This is a genomic window from Skermanella pratensis, assembly GCF_008843145.1.
GTDB lineage: Bacteria > Pseudomonadota > Alphaproteobacteria > Azospirillales > Azospirillaceae > Skermanella > Skermanella pratensis.
The window spans coordinates 48708-70352 of the sequence record NZ_CP030265.1; the positions used below are offsets into that span (position 1 = coordinate 48708).

The 21645-nt window shown below is 66.7% G+C and carries 20 protein-coding genes and 1 pseudogene; 14 read left to right on the forward strand and 7 right to left on the reverse strand.

What is annotated here, in order from left to right; genetic code table 11:
- Positions 1-8 precede the first annotated feature (8 nt).
- From DPR14_RS00190 to DPR14_RS00210, 5 genes are all read right to left on the reverse strand, one after another.
- A complete protein-coding gene (locus tag DPR14_RS00190) occupies positions 9-1424 on the reverse strand; it encodes an efflux RND transporter periplasmic adaptor subunit (RefSeq protein WP_158043361.1) in 1416 nt (471 codons plus the stop codon).
- A 130-nt stretch (positions 1425-1554) separates the two neighbouring features.
- The gene (locus DPR14_RS00195) at positions 1555-2577 is read right to left on the reverse strand and encodes a TerC family protein (RefSeq protein ID WP_158043362.1); all 1023 of its coding nucleotides are present in this window, start codon (positions 2575-2577) and stop codon (positions 1555-1557) included.
- A gap of 189 nt (positions 2578-2766) precedes the next feature.
- Positions 2767-4638, reverse strand: coding sequence for a sensor histidine kinase (locus DPR14_RS00200; protein WP_158043363.1), 1872 nt, complete (start codon positions 4636-4638; stop codon positions 2767-2769).
- Between the two features lie 46 nt (positions 4639-4684).
- The gene (locus DPR14_RS00205; protein ID WP_158043364.1) at positions 4685-5881 is read right to left on the reverse strand and encodes a class I SAM-dependent rRNA methyltransferase; all 1197 of its coding nucleotides are present in this window, start codon (positions 5879-5881) and stop codon (positions 4685-4687) included.
- Positions 5882-5950: 69 nt separating this feature from the next.
- Positions 5951-6496, reverse strand: a complete 546-nt coding sequence (locus tag DPR14_RS00210) for a hypothetical protein (RefSeq protein ID WP_158043365.1) — start codon at positions 6494-6496, stop codon at positions 5951-5953.
- 242 nt (positions 6497-6738) lie between these two features.
- On the opposite strand from DPR14_RS00210, the gene ccoN reads away from it, so the two are divergent.
- The 9 genes from ccoN (at position 6739) to greA (ending at position 16319) form a co-directional block, all read left to right on the forward strand.
- Positions 6739-8241, forward strand: coding sequence for a cytochrome-c oxidase, cbb3-type subunit I (gene ccoN / locus DPR14_RS00215; RefSeq protein WP_158043366.1), 1503 nt, complete (start codon positions 6739-6741; stop codon positions 8239-8241).
- A 12-nt stretch (positions 8242-8253) separates the two neighbouring features.
- Entirely contained in the window at positions 8254-9003 is a 750-nt protein-coding gene (gene ccoO / locus DPR14_RS00220; protein ID WP_158043367.1) for a cytochrome-c oxidase, cbb3-type subunit II, read from the forward strand.
- A 12-nt stretch (positions 9004-9015) separates the two neighbouring features.
- Entirely contained in the window at positions 9016-9177 is a 162-nt protein-coding gene (locus tag DPR14_RS00225; protein ID WP_158043368.1) for a cbb3-type cytochrome oxidase subunit 3, read from the forward strand.
- A gap of 3 nt (positions 9178-9180) precedes the next feature.
- Positions 9181-10056 carry a cytochrome-c oxidase, cbb3-type subunit III gene (gene ccoP, locus DPR14_RS00230; RefSeq protein ID WP_158043369.1) on the forward strand — a complete coding sequence of 292 codons (876 nt, stop codon included), beginning with the start codon at positions 9181-9183 and terminating at the stop codon, positions 10054-10056.
- A gap of 206 nt (positions 10057-10262) precedes the next feature.
- Positions 10263-11120, forward strand: coding sequence for a hypothetical protein (locus DPR14_RS00235; RefSeq protein WP_158043370.1), 858 nt, complete (start codon positions 10263-10265; stop codon positions 11118-11120).
- Positions 11104-11637, forward strand: a complete 534-nt coding sequence (locus tag DPR14_RS00240; RefSeq protein ID WP_158043371.1) for a type II toxin-antitoxin system VapC family toxin — start codon at positions 11104-11106, stop codon at positions 11635-11637. The genes DPR14_RS00235 and DPR14_RS00240 overlap by 17 nt, the downstream gene beginning before the upstream one ends.
- Positions 11638-11867: 230 nt before the next feature.
- On the forward strand, positions 11868-12320 hold the full coding sequence (locus tag DPR14_RS00245; protein WP_158043372.1) for a hypothetical protein: 453 nt from the start codon (positions 11868-11870) through the stop codon (positions 12318-12320).
- A 208-nt stretch (positions 12321-12528) separates the two neighbouring features.
- A complete protein-coding gene (gene carB, locus DPR14_RS00250; RefSeq protein WP_158043373.1) occupies positions 12529-15774 on the forward strand; it encodes a carbamoyl-phosphate synthase large subunit in 3246 nt (1081 codons plus the stop codon).
- Positions 15775-15845: 71 nt separating this feature from the next.
- Positions 15846-16319 carry a transcription elongation factor GreA gene (gene greA, locus DPR14_RS00255; RefSeq protein WP_158043374.1) on the forward strand — a complete coding sequence of 158 codons (474 nt, stop codon included), beginning with the start codon at positions 15846-15848 and terminating at the stop codon, positions 16317-16319.
- 122 nt (positions 16320-16441) lie between these two features.
- Here the strand turns inward: greA and DPR14_RS00260 are convergent, their stop codons facing one another.
- The gene (locus tag DPR14_RS00260) at positions 16442-16960 is read right to left on the reverse strand and encodes an Lrp/AsnC family transcriptional regulator (RefSeq protein WP_158043375.1); all 519 of its coding nucleotides are present in this window, start codon (positions 16958-16960) and stop codon (positions 16442-16444) included.
- 155 nt (positions 16961-17115) lie between these two features.
- Here DPR14_RS00260 and DPR14_RS00265 point away from each other — a divergent pair, with 155 nt between their 5' ends.
- From DPR14_RS00265 to DPR14_RS27925, 5 genes and pseudogenes are all read left to right on the forward strand, one after another.
- Positions 17116-18108, forward strand: a complete 993-nt coding sequence (locus tag DPR14_RS00265; RefSeq protein ID WP_246148650.1) for a mitochondrial fission ELM1 family protein — start codon at positions 17116-17118, stop codon at positions 18106-18108.
- Positions 18109-18176: 68 nt separating this feature from the next.
- Positions 18177-19190 carry a thioredoxin-disulfide reductase gene (gene trxB, locus DPR14_RS00270; protein WP_158043376.1) on the forward strand — a complete coding sequence of 338 codons (1014 nt, stop codon included), beginning with the start codon at positions 18177-18179 and terminating at the stop codon, positions 19188-19190.
- Positions 19191-19396: 206 nt separating this feature from the next.
- Positions 19397-20287: a LysR family transcriptional regulator gene (locus DPR14_RS00275; RefSeq protein ID WP_158043377.1), complete on the forward strand. Its 891-nt coding sequence runs from the start codon at positions 19397-19399 to the stop codon at positions 20285-20287.
- A 446-nt stretch (positions 20288-20733) separates the two neighbouring features.
- Positions 20734-20853: pseudogene (locus DPR14_RS28960) on the forward strand (SDR family NAD(P)-dependent oxidoreductase); the annotation flags it as partial.
- A 14-nt stretch (positions 20854-20867) separates the two neighbouring features.
- Positions 20868-21179 (forward strand): Rossmann-fold NAD(P)-binding domain-containing protein, encoded by a 312-nt coding sequence (locus DPR14_RS27925; protein ID WP_246148655.1) that lies wholly within the window; start codon positions 20868-20870, stop codon positions 21177-21179.
- Between the two features lie 168 nt (positions 21180-21347).
- Here DPR14_RS27925 and DPR14_RS00285 read toward each other — a convergent pair whose 3' ends face one another.
- Positions 21348-21527 carry a hypothetical protein gene (locus tag DPR14_RS00285; RefSeq protein WP_158043379.1) on the reverse strand — a complete coding sequence of 60 codons (180 nt, stop codon included), beginning with the start codon at positions 21525-21527 and terminating at the stop codon, positions 21348-21350.
- Between the last annotated feature and the right edge of the window lie 118 nt (positions 21528-21645).

The window sequence follows — 21645 nt, forward strand, 5'->3', positions numbered from 1 at the left end:
GTGCCCGGTCAATGCATCGGGGGCGCCGCGGCGGCGTCCCACGCGAGGCCGGACTCGGCGGCCTCGTCGCGCAGCGGCGCCAGCAGCATGCCCTCCACCGCCGGGATCAGGTCGGAGATCACCACGCGCTCGCCCGGCCTCAACCCTTCCGCGACCGTTATGAAACCGCCATGGGCGTCGGCGACCGTGACGCGGCGGATCTCCAGCCGGTCGTCCCGGGTGGCGACATGGACTTGGTCCCCGGGCTGCAGGGCCGCCCGGGGGATGACCGGCACCGGCGGGCCGGGGGGAGCCCTCAGTTCGACTTCGACGAACATGCCCTTGGTCAGCGGCGGCCGGATACCGGGTATGGCCCTGGCATAGGGCTGGTCCACCACGACCATCACGTCGATCGTGCGGGTCTTGGGATCGACGCCGTCGCCCATGCGGGCGAACCGGGCGGGCCATTCGGCCGACAGGGTGCCGGTGCGCAGCCGGACCACCGCCTCCAGCCCCAGCTTGTCCAGCGGCGGCAGGCCGCGGCCGGGTTCGACCGAACCGCCGCCGAGCAGCCCGGCGACGAGCGGCCGCAGCCGGTCCAGCGGCACCTGGGCCGCCACCTCGGCCAGCTCGATCCCGTCGGCGCCGGCGAGCTGGGTGCCGGGTGCCGCGTACTGCCCGCGCTCCACCGAGACCTCGTTGATCCGGCCGGTGAAGGGCATGCGGATTTCCGTCCGTTCCAGCGCCAGCCGGGCCTCGGACAGCTGCGATTCCTGGAGCGCCGCCGTGGCCCGCAGCTGGTCGCGCTGGCTGGGGATCAGGTCGAGCGAGGTCTGCTGGCCCTGGAGCCGCTGGCGCTGGGCCAGCATCGAGTTGAGCGCCTGATCGAGCGCCGACTGGCTGCCGGCGCCCGAGGCCGACAGGTTGCGCTTGCGATCCACGTCCTGGGTGGTGACGGCCAGCGCCTCGCGCTCGATCGCGACCGCCTGGCGGAGGTTGACCTCCCGGACGTCCAGCTCCCGGATCTGCGCCTCGGTGGAGCGCTGCTGCGCCTCCATGCGGGCGATCGCCAGCTCGTAGTCGGCGGGGTCGATCCGCACCAGCAGGGCGCCGGCGGGCAACAGGGCGCCGCGCTTCAGGTCGGGATGGATCTCGACGACGGTGCCGCCGACCTGGGCGATGGCGGTCCAGACCCGGTCGGGGCGCACCGGGCCGAAGCCGGTGGCGCGCGGCGCCACGGGCAGGGCCGCGACCTCGATCACCCGCGCCGGCCGCGCGGTCTCGGCCCGTTCGACCTGGACGGGCGCCGCCTTGTCGCGGGCGAAGGTGACGAGGACGAAGGCGCCGAGCAAGATGGGCGGGACGATCAGGAGGCGGCGCCACCATGACCTGCCCGTCGCCCCCGGGGCGGGGACCCGGTTTTCTCCGGGCCGGCTGGCGGACATGGCGGAATCCCTCGGATCAATTGTTTCAGGCTGCGCTAATATATCCGGAAGGGACGATCGGCGCTCACCTGAAAATGTCGCAGGGCCGCCCCTTTTCCAAGGGCGGCCCCGGACATGCGTCACATGGATGTCAGCGGGCGGTGGCGGATGCCTCCTCCGCCTTGGGGCCGCCACCGCCGCCGCCACCCCGGGTCATGACAAGGGACACGATGACGCCGGCGGCCAGCAGGCCGAAGGTGACGGACAGCGAGATGACCGGGTCCAGCTTGCCGTAGAACTGGTTGTAGAAGATCTTGCCGCCGATGAAGATCAGCACCAGCGACAGCGCGTATTTCAGGTAATGGAACCGGTGGACCATCGCCGCCAGCGCGAAGTAGAGCACCCGCAGGCCCAGGATCGCGAAGATGTTGCTGGTGTAGACGATGAACGGGTCGGTCGTGATCGCGAAGATCGCGGGCACGCTGTCCACCGCGAAAACCAGGTCTGCGAACTCGATCAGCACCAGCGCCAGGAACAGCGGGGTCACGAACCGCACCATCCTGCCCGATCCGCTCGGGTCCGGAAGCTTCACGAAGAACTTCTCGCCGTGGAGCCGGTCGGTGACGTTGAGCCGCCTGCGCAGGAACTTCAGGATCGGGTTCTTCTCGATGTCCGGCATGTTGTCGGACACCAGCAGCATCTTGACGCCGGTGATCAGCAGGAAGGCGCCGAAGATGAAGAGGATCCAGTCGAACTCGGTGACCAGCGCGGCGCCCAGGCCGATCATGATGCCGCGGAGCACGATGACGCCCAGGATGCCCCAGACCAGCACCCGGTGCTGGTAGAGCCGGGGAATGGCGAAGTAGCTGAAGATCAGCGATATGACGAACACGTTGTCCATCGCCAGGCTCTTCTCGACGAAGAAGCCGGTGAAGTACTGCATGCCCGGCTCGGGGCCGAAATACCACCAGACCCAGGTGCCGAACAGGCAGCCCATGGCGATGTAGCCGGCGCTGAGCCAGAGGCTTTCGCCGATGCCGATCTCGTGGGTCTTGCGGTGCAGCACGCCGAGGTCGAAGGCCAGGAGGGCGATGACGATGGCGATGAAGGTGAACCAGATCCAGGCGGGCTTGCCTAGGAAATCCGCCGATAAGACGGCGAGAAGGGCGTCCATGTGCCGAGTGACCCGTTACGCTGCTGCGTCGGCTGTTGCTGACGAAGGTCCGACATCACGGCCGACGCCTCGGCCGCCAGCGGGGCCCGGACCCTTATGCTTTGGCCATGCCGAGATGGTTCCGGGCGCCCGCCGGCACAAGTCCCCGTGAATCGAAATACGATCAATTGAAAAACAATAGCGGCAAAATCAGGCGCCGGGAGCGGCCGGGTCGGACGGTGGCGCCGGGCGCAATGCGACGGTGAAGACAGCTCCCCCCTGCTCATGGTTGGCGGCGGTGATCCGGCCGCCGAAGTCCTGGACGATGCCGTAGCTGATCGACAGGCCGAGCCCCAGCCCCACCCCGACCTCCTTGGTGGTGAAGAACGGGTCGAACAGCCGGGGCAGGTCCTCCTCCGGGATGCCGGGACCCGTATCGCGCACCTTCAGCAGGACATGCCCGTCGGCCCGGTCCAGGCTGACGGTGACGCGCCGGCGGTTGCGGGCGGAAACCGCGTCCAGCGCGTTGCGCAGCAGGTTGACGACCACCTGTTCCAGCCGCGCCTCGTCGGCCAGGACCATCGGAACCCGTTCCGGCCCCGTTTCATCCGGCAGCTCGAGCACCATTTCGGCGCCCAGGGCATTGGCCTGGGCGCCCAGCAGCGCCATGGACCGTTCGACCGCGACGCGGGGGGAGACGGGCCCCAGCATCCCCGACGACTTGCGGGCGAAGGTCTTGAGCTGCCGGGTAATCGTCGCGACCCGCTCGGTCAGCCCCGTGATCTCCAGCAGGTTGGCGCGCACCAGGTCGAGGCGCCCGCGGTCCAGCAGCAGCCCGGCATTCTCGGCATAGGACCGGATCGCGGAGATCGGCTGGTTGACCTCGTGCACGATCCCCGCGGCCATCTGGCCGAGCGCCGCCAGCTTCGCCGCCTGGATCAGGTCCTCCTGGGCGCGCCGGGCCGCCTGTTCCGCCCGCTCGCGCTCGGCGATCTCTCCGGTCAGGCGCGCGTTGGCGGAACTCAGCTCGGCGGTCCGCTCGGTGACCCGGTGCTCCAGCATCAGGTGTGCGCGCCGCTGGTATTCCAGCCGTTCCACCATCGCCAGCCGGCGCTGAAGCACCACCAGCCCCGCCGCCAGCAGCAGGAGCGTCGCGATGCCGGCGCTGAGGCCGGCCGACCAGGCGCGGGCGTCGGCCGGCCTGCTGTCGAGCGCCACATGGACCTTCCAGTCCGTGTCGGGGACCGGCGCATGGTGGACCAGGGCGCTGTCCAGCCGGGGCAGGGGCTCCAGGCCGGTGCCCTCGTATTGCTGGCTGGCCTCGAACTCGCGCCGCGCCGCCGGCGTCAGCGGCGCCAGGGTGCGGAAGCGCCAATCCGGGACATTGGTGATGAAGACGACGCCGTGCCGGTCGGTGACGAACACCCGTTCGCCGGCCATGTCGTGCCAGGTCGCCTCCAGCGGCTCCATGGCGACCTTGGCGACCACCACGCCGACCGTGTGGTGCTCCGCCCAGACGGGAGCCCAGACCGGGTACGCAATATAATAGCCGGGCTTCTGCGAAGTCGTTCCCATCGCGAAATAACGCCCGACGCGCCCCGCCACCGCCTCCCGGAAATAGGGGCGGAAGGCGAAGTTGCGGCCGATGAAGCTGGACTCCTCGGTCCAGTTGCTCGACGCCAGGGTGGTGCCGTCGCGCGCCATGACGTAGAGCGCCGACAGCGAGGCCCCGGCGTTCAGCGTCGCCAGCTTGCGGTCGACCCGGTCGACCAGCGCGATGTCGCGCGGCGAGGCGAGCAGGGCCGCCACGTCGGGGTCCCAGGCCAGGGTCAGCGGCAGGACGCGGTACTTCTCGATCTCGGCGGTCAGGGTGGCGGTATAGAGCGTCAGCCGCGCCTGCGCCGTCTCGGCCAGTTCGTCCAGGGCCTGCCCGCGCGCCCACTCCGCCGCGCCCCAGGAGGCGGGCGGCACCAGGATGCAGGCCGCCAGGGCCAGGGCTGCCGCCAGCCCGCGGAAACCGCGCGGGTAGGTCCCCGGCCATGCCGGGCGCCACCTTCCCCATCCCCAGGTCGATCCGGTCACGGCGCCCTGCCTTTCCTGCGTTCCGTCTGCGAAACGACTGTCGGCATCAGTCCAGTTGCAGCACCTGCGCCTTCAGGTACGCGGTCTCCGGCAGATACGGGTGGACCGGATGGTCCGGCGCCGCACCGCCGGTCCGCAGGATCCGTCCCGAGCGGCGGGCGTCGCCCAGGCCCCGGGAGACCTGCTCGGCGAACAGCGGCACGTCCACATTGTGGCTGCACGACGCGACCAGCAGGAAGCCGCCCGGCGCCGTGATCGAGGCGGCCAGCCGCGTCATCTTGCGATAGGCCCGGGTCCCGGCCTGCAGGTCCTTCTTCGATTTCACGAAGGCCGGCGGGTCGGCGATCACCACGCCGAACCGCTCGCCGGCCGCCGCCAGCCGTTCCAGCTCCTCGAAAGCGTCGGCCCGGCGGAACTCGCACAGGCCGGCGACTCCGTTGGCCTCCGCCGCGCGGACGCCGTTGGCGAGAGCCGATTCCGACCGGTCCACCGCGACGACCGACTCGGCCCCGGCCTTGGCGCACTGGACCGCGAAGCCGCCGTTGTAGCTGTAGAAGTCGATCACCCGCGCGCCGCGCGCCAGCGCCGCGATCGCCGCCCGGTTGTCGCGCTGGTCGTAGAACCAGCCGGTCTTCTGTCCGGCGCCCGGATCGGCGAAGAAGGTGCAGCCGTTCTCCTCCAGCCGGATCGCGCCGTCCAGTTCCCCCTTGGCGACCCTGACCTCGCCGCCCAGGCCTTCGAGCCCGCGCGCCGGGCTGTCGTTGCGCAGGACCACCGCGGCGGGCGACAGCACCTCGTCCAGCGCCTCCAGCAGGGAAGGCGTCAACCGGTCCATCCCGGCGGAGTTGGCCTGGACGACCACCGCGTCGCCGAACCGGTCGACGACCAGGGCCGGCAGCCCGTCGGCTTCGGCGTGGACCAGCCGGTAGAACGGCCGGTCGTAGAGCCGCTCGCGCAAGCTCAGCGCCCGGTGCAGCCGTTCCGCCAGGAAGCCGCGGTCGATCGCCGCGTCCGGGTCGCGCGACAGCATCCGCGTGCAGATCAGCGTATGGGGGTTGAAGGTGGCGGCGCCCAGCGGTGCGCCATCGTGGGTCACCACCCGGACGACGCTGCCCGGCGGGATCGCCTTGGCCGTGTTGTCCATGTGGATCTCGTTGGAATAGACCCAGGGATGGCCGTGCTGGACCCGCTTGTGCCGGCTCGGCTGCAGGCGGATGGTGGGTCGGGGGGCAATGTCGCTCATGGCCCGCAGTCTAGCGGTTGCCGGCGCCCTGGCAACAGCAAGAGGGTCCCCGGCCTTCCCGTGCCCGTCCTACTGGTCGTTCGCGATATCCAGCGTGACGGGCGCCATCTCGATCATCAGCTTGCACAGCCTCAGGGTCTCCACGGCATGGCCCGCCTCCCGGAAGCTGTTCAGCAGCCAGTTGCAGTATTCCGGCAGGCTCGAATAGTCGTCCGGCAGGTTGGTGTGGATCGCGGTGCAGCCGAGGTCGCCGGCGACCCTGTCCATCGCGCCGAGCAGCGCGTCGGCGGCGCCTGCCAGGTCGAACAGGTCGAGCACGATGAAGTTCTCGACCGCCAGCACCCGGCCGTGGCGCAGGTGGTTTTCTACCGCATAGCTGAACAGGCCGTGGATGTAGCCGCGGGCGTTCTGCACGGTCATGATTCCCCGGGGCCGGGTCCGGCTTTTCCCCGAGGGGGATTGGCCGCCGGTTTCAAGCTCCGGAACCGCCAGGACGGCTGCGGCAAAATCGCGCCATCGCTCCACGTCGAGATCGGGTGCGATCGTCTGCACCACCGGGAAAGCCTGGTCGATCTGACGGCGGGCTAAGGGTTTTGCAACATAATTGTCGTGCATGGGCGTCTCGACCACGGGTCAGGACGTGACGATGGCAGCCCCCGAGCCCATGGGTCCTTGACGTAGATCAATGTTGCCGGCCAGCGGCATCCCCATAGTCCCCACCCGTCAAAGGGATTTGCGTACGTGCCGCGTGCCGTCGCGGTGGTGCGGACCCGGCACGATGGAATAAGAGCAACCTTACGGTGGCGAGGAACGACCGGCCCGTCCGGCCCGTCCCCGCCAGACGGGAGATATAGGTAATGACAGCAGCGACCCTGTCCCACGGTTCGTCCGTGGGAGGCGAGCGGGCAGGTGAGGAGGCCGTCTCGTACAACGAGGCTGTCATCCGCCTGTTCGTCATCGCCACCGTTTTCTGGGGCGTGATCGGCTTTACCGCCGGCATCTTCATCGCCCTGCAACTGGCGTTCCCGGTGCTGAACCTGGGCCTGGAATGGACCAGCTTCGGCCGCCTGCGGCCACTGCACACCTCGGCGGTGATCTTCGCCTTCGGCGGCAACGCCCTGTTCGCCACTTCGCTGTACGTCGTCCAGCGCACCTGCCGGGCTCCGCTCTGGGGCGGGCCGGCGATCGCCAACTTCCTGTTCGTGGGCTACCAGCTCTTCATCGTGCTGGCGGCGTCGGGCTACGTCCTGGGCATCACCCAGGGCAAGGAATACGCCGAGCCGGAATGGTACGTCGACCTGTGGCTGACGGTCGTCTGGGTGGTCTACCTGCTGACCTTCGTCGGCACGATCATGCAGCGCCGCGAACCCCACATCTACGTGGCCAACTGGTTCTACCTGGCGTTCATCGTGACCATCGCGATGCTTCACCTGGTCAACAACCTGAACGTCCCGGTCTCGTTCTTCGGCACCGCCAGCTATCCGCTTTTCGCGGGCGTGCAGGGCGCGCTGATCCAGTGGTGGTACGGCCACAACGCGGTGGGCTTCTTCCTGACCGCCGGCTTCCTGGGCATGATGTACTACTTCATCCCCAAGCAGGCGGGCCGCCCGGTCTATTCCTACCGGCTGTCGATCATCCACTTCTGGTCGCTGATCTTCCTCTACATCTGGGCCGGCCCGCACCACCTGCACTACACGGCCCTGCCGGAATGGGCGCAGACGCTGGGCATGACCTTCTCCGTCATGCTGTGGATGCCGTCCTGGGGCGGCATGATCAACGGCATCATGACCCTGTCCGGCGCCTGGGACAAGCTGCGCACCGACCCGGTCCTGCGCTTCCTGGTCACCTCGGTCGCGTTCTACGGCATGAGCACCTTCGAAGGCCCGGTGATGTCGATCAAGGCGGTCAACGCCCTGTCGCACTACACCGACTGGACCGTCGGCCACGTCCACTCCGGCGCGCTCGGCTGGGTCGCCTTCGTCAGCTTCGGCGCGGTATACTACCTGGTTCCCCAGCTCTGGAAGGCCCAGCGGCTCTACTCGCTGCGGCTGGTCAGCTATCACTTCTGGACCGCCACCATCGGCATCGTCCTCTACATCACCGCGATGTGGATCTCGGGCATCATGCAGGGCCTGATGTGGCGCGCCTACGACAACCTCGGCTTCCTGCAGTACTCGTTCGTCGAGACCGTGGCGGCCATGCATCCCTTCTACGTGATCCGCGCCATGGGCGGCGTGCTGTTCCTGATCGGCGCCCTGATCATGGTCTACAACCTGTGGCGGACGACCAAGGGCGACATCCGGGTCGAGAAGGCCTACGTCACCGCCCCGACGCGCAAGTTCGCGCCGGCCGCCGAGTAAGGACCCAGCACGATGGCTAGCACCGACAAGAAGCCCGGCCTTTTCAATCACGGGCTGATTGAAAAGAACGTTACCCTGATGATGGTCCTGATCCTGCTCACCGTCTCGATCGGCGGCCTGGTCGAGATCGTCCCCCTGTTCACCATCGAGACCACCATCGAGAAGGTGGAGGGGGTCCGCCCCTACACCCCGCTCGAGCAGATGGGCCGCAACATCTACGTCCGCGAAGGCTGCTACAACTGCCACAGCCAGCAGGTCCGTCCGTTCCGCGACGAGGCCGAGCGCTATGGCCACTACAGCCTGGCGGCGGAGAGCATGTACGACCATCCCTTCCAGTGGAGTTCGAAACGCACGGGCCCGGACCTAGCCCGGGTCGGCGGCAAGTACTCCAACCAGTGGCAGGTCGCCCATCTGGTCGATCCGCGCGCCCTGGTGCCGGAATCGATCATGCCGGGCTACGCCTTCCTCCTGGACCGCCCGCTGAAGTACGGCGACGTCAAGGAGCATCTGAAGACCCTGAGCATCGTCGGGGTCCCCTACACCGCCGAGCAGATCGACGTCGCCGCCAAGGACCTCGAGGTCCAGCAGCGGCCGGACGGCGAGACCGACGGTCTCCTGGCCCGCTATCCCAAGGCCGTCGTCGCCGATTTCGACGGCAACCCGAAGGTCGTGACCGAGATGGATGCGCTGGTCGCTTACCTGCAGATGCTCGGTACCCTGGTCGACTTCACGAAGTATCAGCCGGCCGATTTCAAGCAGTAGTTGGTGGAACCAGTGGATCTGAACGCAATCGCGTCGTTTTTGCGCTCCTTCTGGACGGTTTGGTTGATGCTGCTGTTCGTCGGCGTCCTGTTCTGGGCCTTGCGGCCCAAGAACAAGGCGAAGTTCGACGAAGCCAGCCGCATCCCGTTCAAGGATGAAGGCCAGGAGAAATAGGTCATGCCGACCAAGGTTGAAAAGGACTCCCTGTCGGGGGTCGATACCACCGGCCACGAGTGGGACGGTATCCAGGAACTGAACAACCCGCTGCCGAAGTGGTGGCTCTACGTCTTCTACGTCTGCGTCGCCTTCTCGGTGGTGTACTGGATCCTGTACCCGGCGATCCCGCTGGGCACGACCTACACCACCGGTATCCTGGGCTACAGCCAGCGCGAGACGGTCGTCGCCGACCTGGCGAAGGCCCGCGAAGCCCAGGGCGCCTTCCGCACGAAGATCGAGCAGTCCTCGTTCGATCAGATCCTGGCCGACCAGGACCTGCTGGCCTTCGCCACGGCCGGCGGCCGCACGGCGTTCGCCGACAACTGCGCGGCCTGCCACGCGGCCGGCGGCGCCGGTGCCAAGGGCTACCCGACGCTGGCCGACGACGATTGGCTGTGGGGCGGCAAGGCGGATGACATCCATACCACGCTGCTGCACGGCATCCGCTCGACCAACGACGAGGACACCCGCATCTCGGAGATGCCGAAGTTCGGAGTCGACCAGCTGCTGACCCGTCCGCAGATCGACGACACGGCCGAGTATGTCCTGTCGCTGACCGGCCGGGAGACGGACAAGGCCGCCGCCGGCCGCGGCGCCGCGGTGTACGCGGAGAACTGCGCGTCGTGCCACGGCGAGCAGGGCGAGGGGATGCGGGAAGTCGGGGCTCCCCGGCTGAACGACAACATCTGGCTCTATGGCGGCGACAAGAAGACCGTCGTCGAGACGATCACCTATGCCCGCGCCGGCGTCATGCCGGCCTGGAGCAGCCGTCTGGACCCGGTCACCATCAAGCAGCTCGCGGTCTACGTCCACAGCCTGGGCGGCGGCGAGAAGTAAGAGGCTCCTCCCGCAAGGGTCGGCACCTGGGCACGCCGGGGAAGTCCGCTTCCCCGGCGTTCGCCGTTGGTCGATCGCCCTCTTGACCAGCACCGGGCTGTTTGTTCAGATCGCTATAACATATGATCATTAGGGCAGTCGGAGCGCGGCTGAGCTTGTGGAACCCGCGGGACAGTATCGCCACGTCGGCTTCCGATGAGGATGTCATGGGCAAGGTGATCAGGATACGGATCAGCGGGACCGGCGTTGGCACCGATGCTCCGGGCGTCGAGGATCTGCTCGATCAGGTCAGGGATTGTTTCGAGATACTGCGCGGGGTCGAGGAAGCGATGGCCGGGGATGGGATGCCGGGTATCGACTGGCGTATCGTCAATGCCGGCCGCAACAGCCCACTTGCCCTTGAGTGCGAAGCTTTCTCCAGGACTCCTGGGAGAACCATCGACCATCGTGCCGAACTGGTGATGAGCCATACAGCATTGGGGCTCGAAAAGCTTCAGGAGAGCGGGCAAAGGCCGGAATATTTCACGGACAAGGTTCTGGTCAGGGCGCGTGGGATATTTGAGCGCGTAAACAATGGCCTCTGCTTGACCGAGTTGGATTTCGGTACGGGATTGCCGAGGATAATGATTACCTCGGAAACAGGGCAGGGCGCCGTGGCAAACGTCCGCCGAGTCCTGGAACCCGTTTCCAGGCCGTATCGCGAAACGGGCTCCCTGGAGGGCTTCGTCCACAGTGTCGAACGTGACGGTTATGGCCGGAAAATCCTTTTCGTCCGCCACAGGATAACCGGAGAGACCGTCAAGTGCATCCTGAACGGAAAAGCGATTGCCGAAGTCGAGGAGCGCCAGATCGCCGACGTGTTCCAAGGCCGACGAGTCCAAGTATCCGGTATTTTGCATTTCAAAAGTCTTGGCAGGATTGTCCAACTGGATGCCGAGGATCTGAAGTTCTTCCCCCACCGCAGTGAATTGCCGCAGGTCGATGATATCATCGACAGGGATTTTACCGATGGGATGACTTCCGGAGAATACCTGGAGAGGTTGCGGAATGGCCGCTTCTCCTAAGCGGATCTACTGGGATGCCTGCGTGTGGATCGCCCTCATTCAGGATGAACGGATTCCCCTCGTCGGCGGCGGCATCGAGTTGCGCGGGGCACTATGCCGTGCCGTCGTCTCGCAAGCTGAGAAAGGCAAGACTGAAATCTTTACGTCTGCCTTTTGCCTGATCGAGGTCTGCAAGGCAGGCGATATCAAGGTCGGTTATGATTCGGGTAAGTTGGCCGCTTTCTTCGAGAACGACTATATCGTCATCGTGAACATCGACCGGCAAGTCGGAGAGCGCGGTCGTGCCCTTATGCTGTCTGGGTATCCCAAGCTGAAGCCGGCGGACGCATCGCATCTTGCCGCGGCGCTGGTGTGGAATGCGGACGAGATGCACACGTTTGATGACATTCTCCTGGGTCTGGACGGCAAGCTGGACAAGCGGGACGGCACCACACTCCGGATCTGCAAGCCGTCCCAGGGCGGTCCGCCGCTCCCTTTGTTGGAACCTGAAAAACGGGAGTGGGCAGATGGCTGGTAAAATCCCGGTAGCCCCGGCGCGTCCTTGGCCATAGCGGTTTCGAACGGTGCCGGATCACGGGCGGATACGGATTTCACGATCGCCGCCGCCGGCCGCGAACCATTTCTTCAAACTATCCGTGTTAATCCGTGGGCATCCGTGTCCATCCGTGATCCGTTCAAGTCCATCCGGCAGGAGCCGAACCGGGTATCCCGACGATGCGCCGCCCCTTTTCCCTGCTATCGGCCTTGATGCTTGTGCAACTGGCCCTTGCTTGCGACGCGCAGGCCGAGCAGCAGAGCCTCGACCGAACCGCGCCGCCGCATTTCGAGGCGTTCCCGGTGTCCCCCTGGCCGCCGGACTGGCAGTACCCGTTCCGCGCCACCCCGATCCGGCCGGAGCGGATCGTCTACCGCCTCAAGGGCAGCATCCGCCAGGTGGCGAAGGTCGATCCCGTCCTGTCCAAGGCTTGCCGCCGCGGCGCCTTCGTCCAGCGGCTCAACTCGATCTTCCGCGTGCAGTCGGCCGACGACCGGCCCTACGGCATCGGCTGGGGATCGGGCGTCAACCTGCACGATCCGGAAAAGCGCAGCACGCTCGACAAGGTCTACCTGTTCGACCGGCAGGATACCGGGCTGTGCGCCGTCTGGGTCGCGCCCCTGGAGTCCCTGCGCCCCTATCTCGACCCGAGCCCGTCACGCTGAGCGCGACGCTCCGACGCGTGCGTCCGGGGAAATCCTGCAATCACCGGGCAACGTCGCGCTTCCCGCAGGGGACTTGAGCCTCTATATAGGGGCGGGCCGTCACTCCGGGGTCTTCAGCGGTCGGATCGGCGTGCCATTCATTCGAACCTTCTCTCCTTTTCGGGGAGGGGATTTTTGTTGCGCCTGAAGTTACCAGAGCCCGAGCGCCATGCCAAAACGTACCGACATCAAGTCCATCGCCATCATCGGCGCCGGCCCCATCGTCATCGGCCAGGCTTGCGAGTTCGACTATTCCGGCGTCCAGGCCTGCAAGGCCCTGCGCGCCGAAGGGTACCGGGTCATCCTGGTGAACTCCAATCCGGCCACCATCATGACCGACCCCAACCTGGCGGACGCGACCTATATCGAGCCGATCACGCCGGCCACCGTCGCCAAGATCCTGGAGAAGGAGCGGCCGGACGCGCTGCTGCCGACCATGGGCGGCCAGACCGCGCTGAACACCGCGATAGCCCTGGACGACGACGGCACGCTGGCGCGCCTGGGCATCGAGATGATCGGCGCCAACAAGCAGGTGATCGCCAAGGCCGAGGACCGGCTGCTGTTCCGCGACGCCATGGACAAGATCGGGCTGGAGAGCCCGCGCAGCCGGATGGTCCGTTCCTTCGACGAGGCGCTGGAAGCGCTGGCCGAGACCGGCCTGCCCGCGATCATCCGCCCCAGCTTCACGCTGGCCGGCACCGGCGGCGGCATCGCCTACAACAGGGCCGAGTTCGAGGAGATCGTGCGCGGCGGCCTGCGCGCGTCACCCACCCGCGAGGTGCTGATCGAGGAGTCGGTGCTGGGCTGGAAGGAGTACGAGATGGAGGTCGTGCGCGACGGCGCCGATAACTGCATCATCGTCTGCGCCATCGAGAACATCGACCCGATGGGCGTCCATACCGGCGACAGCATCACTGTGGCGCCGGCGCTGACGCTGACCGACAAGGAATACCAGATCATGCGCAACGCCTCGATCGCGGTGCTGCGCGAGATCGGGGTCGATACCGGCGGGTCGAACGTGCAGTTCGCCGTCAACCCCGCCGACGGGCGCATGGTCGTGATCGAGATGAACCCGCGCGTCAGCCGCTCCTCCGCGCTGGCGTCCAAGGCGACCGGCTTCCCGATCGCCAAGATCGCCGCCAAGCTGGCGGTGGGATACCGGCTGGACGAGCTGGACAACGACATCACCGGCGTCACGCCGGCCTCGTTCGAGCCGACGATCGACTATGTCGTCACCAAGATGCCGCGCTTCACCTTCGAGAAGTTCCCCGGCACGGAGCCGCTGCTGACCACCTCCATGAAGTCGGTCGGCGAGGCCATGTCGATCGGCCGCACCTTCGCCGAATCGGTGCAGAAAGCGCTCCGGTCGATGGAAACCGGCCTGACCGGCTTCAACGAGGTGCTGATCGGCGACGGCAACCCCGACCCGCTGACGGTCCGGGCGGCGCTGAGCCGGCCGACGCCGGACCGGCTGCTGGTGATCGCCCAGGCGTTCCGCCACGGCCTGAGCGTCGACGAGGTCCAGGCCGCCTGCAAGTACGATCCCTGGTTCCTGGAGCAGATCCAGGCGATCGTCGCGGCCGAGGCCGCCGTCCGCACCGGCGGCCTGCCCGCCGATAGCCAAGGCTGGCTGCGCCTCAAGCAGGCCGGCTTCAGCGACGCCCGGCTGGCCGAGCTAGCCGGCACCAGCGAGGCCGAGGCCGCGGCGGCGCGGCGCGATCTCGGCGTCACGCCGGTCTACAAGCGGATCGACACCTGCGCCGCGGAGTTCGCCTCCCAGACGCCCTACATGTACTCCACATACGAGGCCGACGGGTTCGGCGGCGCCGAGTGCGAGGCCGAGCCCTCGGACCGCAGGAAGGTCGTGATCCTGGGCGGTGGTCCCAACCGCATCGGGCAGGGCATCGAGTTCGACTATTGCTGCGTCCACGCGGCCTACGCGCTGGACGAGGCCGGGTACGAGACCATCATGGTCAACTGCAACCCGGAGACGGTCTCGACCGACTACGACACCTCCGACCGGCTCTATTTCGAGCCGCTGACCGCCGAGGACGTGATCGAGCTGGTCCGGGTCGAGCAGAGCCGGGGCGAGGTGCTGGGCGTGATCGTCCAGTTCGGCGGCCAGACGCCGCTGAAGCTGGCGCGCGACCTGGAGGCCGCCGGCATCCCGATCCTGGGCACCTCGCCCGACGCGATCGACCTGGCGGAGGACCGCGAGCGGTTCCAGCAGCTGCTGCACAAGCTGGGCCTGCACCAGCCGGCCAACGGCCTCGCCCGCTCCCTGGAGGAGGCCGAGGAGGTGGCCGCCCGGATCGGCTTCCCCGTGGTGATCCGGCCCAGCTACGTGCTGGGCGGCCGCGCCATGGAGATCGTCCACGACATGTCTGGCCTGAAGCGCTACATGGGCTCGGCGGTCAAGGTCTCGGGCAAGAACCCGGTGCTGATCGACAGCTATCTCCAGGACGCCATCGAGGTCGACGTGGACGCCGTCCGGGACGGGTCCAGGGTCTATGTCGCCGGCATCATGGAGCATATCGAGGAGGCCGGCATCCATTCCGGCGACAGCGCCTGCGCGCTGCCGCCCTATTCGCTGCCCGCCGACGTGGTCGCCGACATCTCCCGGCAGGCCGGAATGCTGGCCGAGGCGCTGGACGTGATCGGGCTGATGAACGTCCAGTTCGCGGTCAAGGGCACCCAGGTCTACATCCTGGAGGTCAACCCGCGGGCCAGCCGCACGGTGCCCTTCGTCGCCAAGGCGACCGGCACGCCGATCGCCAAGATCGCGGCGCGGGTAATGGCCGGCGAGAAGCTGGACGGTTTCGACCTCAAGGGTCCGACCCCGCCGCACACCGCGGTCAAGGAGGCGGTCTTCCCGTTCGCCCGCTTCCCCAACGTGGACATCATCCTGGGGCCGGAGATGAAGTCGACCGGCGAGGTGATGGGGCTGGACAAGGATTTCAGCCGGGCTTTCGCCAAGGCCCAGTCGGGCGCCGGAGTCGTCCTGCCGCTCTCGGGCGGAGTGTTCATCTCGGTCAAGGACCACGACAAGGTGGCCATGGTGCCAATCGCGGCCAAGCTTCGCGAGATGGGCTTTTCGCTGCTCGCCACGGCGGGTACGGCGAAGGCGTTCGGCGAGGCCGGAATCCCGGTGACCCGGGTCAACAAGGTGCTCGAAGGGCAACCGCACATCGTCGACGTCATGATCAACGGCGACGTTCAGCTGGTTTTCAACACGACCGACGGCGCGCAGGCCATGTCCGACAGCTTCAGCTTGCGCCGGACCGCACTCGTCAATAACATTCCCTATTACACGACCGTCGCGGGGGCGCGGGCTGCCGTCGAGGCTATCTCGGCGCTTCGGAGTGGTAGCCTTGACGTGGCACCGCTCCAGTCCTACCTGAGCGGATCGTATTAAAGGGATCGAGGCTCCCGGCGCGGCTGATCTGGCCGCGCCGCAGTCTTCTTCAGCGTCGAGTGGACCGGGAAATGGAAAAAGTTCCAATGACGGCGGCGGGCTACAACCGCCTCCAAGAGGAGTTAAGGCACCTGAAAACGATCGAGCGGCCGGCGGTCATCAAGGCCATCGCGGAAGCGCGGGAGCACGGCGATCTATCCGAGAACGCCGAGTACCATGCGGCGCGCGAGCGGCAGAGCTTCATCGAAGGACGGGTGCTCGAGCTTGAGGACAAGATCAGCCGCGCGGAGGTGATCGACGTCTCCAAGCTTTCGGGTGACGCCGTCAAGTTCGGCGCGACGATCACGGTCGCGGACGAGGACACCGACGAGGAGACCACGTACCAGATCGTGGGCCAGGACGAGAGCGACATCAAGCAGGGCCTGCTGTCGGTCAGCTCCCCGCTGGCCCGGGCGCTGATCAACAAGACCGTGGGCGACATGGTCGAAGTCCCGACCCCCGGCGGTTCGAAAAGCTACGAGGTCGTGAAGGTCGAGTTCCGCTGAGGCGCCTCGACGCTTGACGTCCGATTGCCGGAAGATCGACTGCCCTAGATATTGACTGACATGAAAAATGCGGGCGAAAGCCCGCATTTTCTTTTATCCGGCATCCCTTGGAGGCGGAGCGTCTAATCCTCCTCCTCCAGTTCCTCCTCGTCCGGCAGGTCGCCGATCTCGGTGTCGATGGGAACGCCGGGCAGGGCCTTGGAGGTGCGGATCGCCAGCGCCGACTTGACATGGCTGACATTCGGAGCGCTGGTCAGCTTGGTTGTGAGGAAGCGCTGGTACGAGTCCCAGTCCTCCGCCACGATCTTCAGCAGGAAATCCGTCTCGCCCGCGAGCATGTTGCACTCGCGCACCAGCGGCCAGCTATTGACCAGCTCCTCGAATTTCTTTAGGTCCGCTTCGGCTTGGCTGGTCAGCCCCACATGGGCGAAAACGGTCACGCCGTAACCGAGAGCTTCGGGGTTGATGTCGGCATGGTAGCCACGAATGAATCCGGCCTCTTCCAGGGCGCGGACGCGCCGAAGACAGGGCGGCGCCGAGATGCCCGCGCGGCGCGCGAGTTCGACGTTGGTCATGCGACCGTCGGCTTGAAGGTCGCGCAGGATGCGCCGGTCAATCCGGTCGAGTTTGACTCGCCGCATGGTCTTCTCTTGTAGCCTCTCGGGATGAATTGGAAAGGATATTACACAGAGCACTGGTTTACGCCAAGACAGAGCCGTCTTACAAGTGCGAAACTTTATAATAGGCGGATTGTGCTATCGACGTCCCCGGTCAGCAACCACGAAGGCCCGTGATCGTGCAAAATCTCACCTGCTGGGTCGTCACAGACGGCAAGGCCGGCATGGAAAACCAGTGCATCGGACTGGCCGAGGCGGTGGGACTCCCGCCCATCGTCAAGCGCGTGACCTTGCGCAGCCCCTGGCGCCAGCTCAGCCCCTTCTTCCGGCTGGGGCCGAGGCATTCGACCGCACCCGGCAGCGATGCGCTGGAGCCGCCGTGGCCCGACCTGCTGATCACGTCCGGGCGGGCCAGCGTCACGCCGGCCCTGGGCGTGCGCCGGGCCAGCCGGGGCAAGACCTTCGCGGTGCATATCCAGGATCCCCAGATCCCGCCCCGCCTGCTCGATCTGGTGGTGGTGCCGCAGCACGACAAGCTGCGCGGCCCCAACGTGATCACGACCCGCGGCGCGCTCCACATGATCACTCCGCGGAAGCTGGCCGACGCGGCGGCCCGCCTGGGACCGGCCTACGGGCATCTGCCCCACCCACGCATCACGGTGCTGATCGGCGGGACCAACAAGCTGTTCCGGATGACCCCGGTGATCATGGGCGACGTGGCGGAGAAGCTGGCCAACCTCGCCAAGCGCCACGGCGCCGGGCTGCTGGTGACGCCGTCGCGCCGGACCGGCGCCGACAACGAGGCGATCCTGCGCGCCCGCATGGCCGACGTGCCCTCGGTCGTCTGGGACGGGCAGGGCGAGAACCCCTATTTCGCTTTCCTGGCGCTGGCCGACGTGATCGTCGTGACCAGCGACAGCGTGTCCATGGTGTCGGAGGCCTGCTCGACCGGCAAGCCGGTCTACATCATCGAGCTGGACGGAGGCTCGCCCAAGTTCCAGACCTTCCACCAGGCCCTGAAGGACGCCGGCATCATCCGGACCTTCACCGGCGAGCTCGATCATTGGACCTATCCGCCGCTCGACGACACCGCCGTGGTCGGCGCCGAGATCCGCCGCCGGATAGAGGCCCGGACCGGCCAGCGGATCGACCCGCCCCACCCCGCCGGTTGACGCTGGAGCGGCTCCGGCCCATGTTCAGCCGGATACAGCGAACCCATTCCAGCCGAGGCCAGCAGCGCATGCCCGCTCACCATCACTCCAAGGTCCTGATCATCGGCGCCGGCCCGGCCGGCTACACCGCCGCGATCTATGCCGCCCGCGCCAACCTGAAGCCGATCCTGGTGCAGGGGCTTCAGCCGGGCGGCCAGCTCACGATCACGACCGACGTGGAGAATTATCCCGGGTTCGCCGACGTCATCCAGGGTCCCTGGCTGATGGAGCAGATGCAGCGCCAAGCCGAGCATGTCGGGACCGAGATGTTCTTCGACGTGATCACCGAGGTCGATTTCACCCAGCGCCCGTTCCGGGCCAAGGCCGACAGCGGCGATCTCTATACCGGCGACACCGTGATCATCGCGACCGGCGCCCAGGCGCGCTGGCTGGGGCTGGAGAGCGAGCGCACCTTCGCCGGCGCCGGCGTCTCCGCCTGCGCCACCTGCGACGGCTTCTTCTTCCGCGGCAAGGAGATAGCGCTGGTCGGCGGCGGCAACACCGCGGTCGAGGAAGCGCTGTACCTGACCAATCACGCGTCCAAGGTCACCGTGATCCACCGCCGCGACGCGTTCCGCGCGGAGAAGATCATGCAGGAGCGGCTGTTCCGCAATCCCAAGATCCAGGTGATCTGGGACACCGTGGTGGACGAGATTTTGGGCGAGGGCGGCGGGGGCGCGCCCAAGGCGGTGACCGGGCTGAAGCTGCGCAACGTCAGGACCGGCGAGGTCTCGACGCTGCCGGTCGAGGGAGTGTTCATCGCGATCGGCCATGATCCGGCGACCAAGGTCTTCCAGGGCAAGGTCAATACCGATCCGGAAGGCTATATCCTGACCGCCCCCGACTCGACCGCCACCAACGTGCCCGGCGTGTTCGCCGCCGGCGACGTGAAGGACAAGGTCTACCGCCAGGCGGTCACGGCGGCCGGGATGGGCTGCATGGCGGCGCTGGAGGCGGAGAAGTTCCTGGCCCAGTTCGAGGGATCGCCCGAGGAGGCGCTCCGCGAGGCGACGACCACGCAGATGATCGGCGCCTGGGACTGAGTCCCCTTCCAAGGTGGCCGCCGCCTGGAAATGCCCTCCCGATCCGGTATTTTTGCGGCGGTTGCCCGTTATTCGCGCTCTTTCGATCCTAACGACCGTGGCCTTGATGTACGTCGCGGTATATCATCGCAGCGTCGGCGCATTCCGCCGACCAAGATGACGCGACGGACGGACATCATTCCGCCCGCCGATGAACGGGACGATTCATGGACTGGGATAAGCTTCGGGTCTTCCACGCCGTGGCCGAAGCCGGCAGCTTCACTCATGCCGGTGAAAGCCTGAACTTAAGTCAATCGGCGGTCAGCCGTCAGATCAGCGCGCTCGAGGAGAGCCTGAACGTGCCGCTGTTCCATCGGCACGCCCGCGGCCTGATCCTGACCGAGCAGGGCGATCTGCTCTATCAGACCGCGCGCGACGTCTTCGCCAAGCTGTCGATGACCGAGGCGATGCTGACGGAAAGTCGCGAGCACCCCAAGGGACCGCTGAAGATCACCACCACGGTGGCCTTCGGGACGACCTGGCTGACTCCGCGCGCCCGCGAGTTCCTGCAGATCTACCCGGAGATCCAGCTTTCCCTGCTGCTGGACGATACCGAGCTGGACCTGGGCATGCGCGAGGCGGACATCGCGATCCGCATGACCTCGCCTCGCCAGCCCGACCTGATCCAGCGTCACCTGATGACCATACGGTTCCATGTCTACGGCCATGTCAGCTACCTCAAGCGGAAGGGCGTGCCCAAGACGGTCCAGGAGTTGGACAACCATGACCTGATCGCCTATCCGTCGGACATGCGGGCGCCCATCACCAACATCAACTGGCTGCTGGACGCCGGCGACCCGCCCCAGGGGACCCGCAGTCCCATCATGCGCGTCAACAATGTATACGCGATCTTCAAGGCGGTGGAGAGCGGTCTGGGCATGGCCGCCCTGCCGGATTACATGGTCGAGGGCAGCCGAGACATCGTGCGGGTGCTGCCCGAGCTGAACGGGCCCACGGTCGAGACCTATTTCGTCTACGCCGAGGAACTGCGCCATTCCAAGCGCATCGCCGTGTTCCGTGACTTCCTGGTGCGCAAAGTGGCCGAGACGACGTTCTGAACAGATCGTTGCATATCAAAGCCATGCGGCGGTTGCATGGGCGCTTCCTCAAATCGTGCATGGAAACTGGGCAGCGCATGACCAAATAATCATCTGGCGGTGTTGCGATGCAATATCCGCTGTTTCGCCCCGGACTCCGGTCCGGGGTTGGGTCTTCGGACCCGCGTCTCCCAGACGTGAAGCCTCCCTGTTCAACTCGCCCGCAAGTCTTTCGATTTGCGGGCGTTCTTTTTGCGGGGAGGGGCGACTCAGGCTGGTTAGTGGATGCGGGGTACCAAACAGGGTACCAGCGGCAACGATTTCATTTTGTTCAATTTGATCCGACTGCCTTGATTTGCCGCGGGAGCCGACGCAACCCGCCACTCCAGCCGCCTGTTTGACTTCCCAGCACCGCCAGAGAGGTCAGGGAGCCCTCAGCAGTTGCTGCCGGGCACACCGGCGGGCACATCGTCAACCTCTCCTCTGTCAGCGGCTTCGTCGGATTTCCGGGCTCCGGCTACTACGCGGCGACGAAGCATGCCGTCGAAGGCCTTTCGGACGCTCTGGTACGAGAGGTCGAGCCGCTTGGGGGCGAGGTCCTGTGCGTCGAGCCTGGTCCCTTCCGCACCGACTGGGCCGGCCGCTCGCTGAAGCAGACCCTAAGCCGGATCGCGACTATGCCGACACCGCCATTGCCCGCATGCAGGCGACCTCCGGTATCAGCGGCAAGCAGCCCGGCGATCCGGTGCGCGCCTGCGCCGCCATCATCCAGACTGTAGAGGACGAGATCCGGCCGCGCCATCTCGTCCTAGGTGCCTTCGGTGTGGAAACCGTGTGCGGCAAGCTCGCCGGGGTGGTCGAAAATCAATGCCTGGAGGGCGACCAACCTCGGCGCGGACTTTCCCGAGAGTGAGCGCTGAACCGGACCTGCGCCGCACTCGCCCGATCCGGATCCTCAGGGGAATGGGGCAGCACTCCGGCTGTACGCGGCGCTGCTGGTCGGCAGCCGGCGCGACCACGGCGTCGCGCTCGAGGGGCCGGTGCGCGGCGTGGCGAACTGGCAGGCCCGCGCCGGGCAAGGCTACGACCTGCTCCATTTCACGATCGACTGGAACCGCGAGCGGGTCACCTGCCCGCAGGGCAAGGTTTCGGTGTCCTGGCGCCCGGCCCGGAACACCGACGGCAGCCCGCGCATCCACGCCCAGTTCAGCCGGTCGGACTGCGGGGCCTGTGCACCTAGACCAAGAGGCCACGCCGCCACGTCTACTTCCATCCGCGCGAGGAGCACGAGGCGCTCACCGCGGCGCGGGCGCGGATGTCCGATCCCGCCTGGGAGCAGCGCTACGAGGTCCGGGCCGGGGTGGGGGCACGCTCTCACA

Coding starts and splice junctions, on each gene's coding strand:
- DPR14_RS00190 (WP_158043361.1), bottom strand. CDS start 1,424: ATGTCCGCCAGCCGGCCCGGAGAAAACCGGGTCCCCGCCCCGGGGGCG.
- DPR14_RS00195 (WP_158043362.1), bottom strand. CDS start 2,577: ATGGACGCCCTTCTCGCCGTCTTATCGGCGGATTTCCTAGGCAAGCCC.
- DPR14_RS00205 (WP_158043364.1), bottom strand. CDS start 5,881: ATGAGCGACATTGCCCCCCGACCCACCATCCGCCTGCAGCCGAGCCGG.
- DPR14_RS00210 (WP_158043365.1), bottom strand. CDS start 6,496: ATGCACGACAATTATGTTGCAAAACCCTTAGCCCGCCGTCAGATCGAC.
- ccoN (WP_158043366.1), top strand. CDS start 6,739: ATGACAGCAGCGACCCTGTCCCACGGTTCGTCCGTGGGAGGCGAGCGG.
- ccoO (WP_158043367.1), top strand. CDS start 8,254: ATGGCTAGCACCGACAAGAAGCCCGGCCTTTTCAATCACGGGCTGATT.
- ccoP (WP_158043369.1), top strand. CDS start 9,181: ATGCCGACCAAGGTTGAAAAGGACTCCCTGTCGGGGGTCGATACCACC.
- DPR14_RS00235 (WP_158043370.1), top strand. CDS start 10,263: ATGGGCAAGGTGATCAGGATACGGATCAGCGGGACCGGCGTTGGCACC.
- DPR14_RS00240 (WP_158043371.1), top strand. CDS start 11,104: ATGGCCGCTTCTCCTAAGCGGATCTACTGGGATGCCTGCGTGTGGATC.
- DPR14_RS00245 (WP_158043372.1), top strand. CDS start 11,868: ATGCTTGTGCAACTGGCCCTTGCTTGCGACGCGCAGGCCGAGCAGCAG.
- carB (WP_158043373.1), top strand. CDS start 12,529: ATGCCAAAACGTACCGACATCAAGTCCATCGCCATCATCGGCGCCGGC.
- greA (WP_158043374.1), top strand. CDS start 15,846: ATGGAAAAAGTTCCAATGACGGCGGCGGGCTACAACCGCCTCCAAGAG.
- DPR14_RS00260 (WP_158043375.1), bottom strand. CDS start 16,960: ATGCGGCGAGTCAAACTCGACCGGATTGACCGGCGCATCCTGCGCGAC.
- trxB (WP_158043376.1), top strand. CDS start 18,177: ATGCCCGCTCACCATCACTCCAAGGTCCTGATCATCGGCGCCGGCCCG.
- DPR14_RS00275 (WP_158043377.1), top strand. CDS start 19,397: ATGGACTGGGATAAGCTTCGGGTCTTCCACGCCGTGGCCGAAGCCGGC.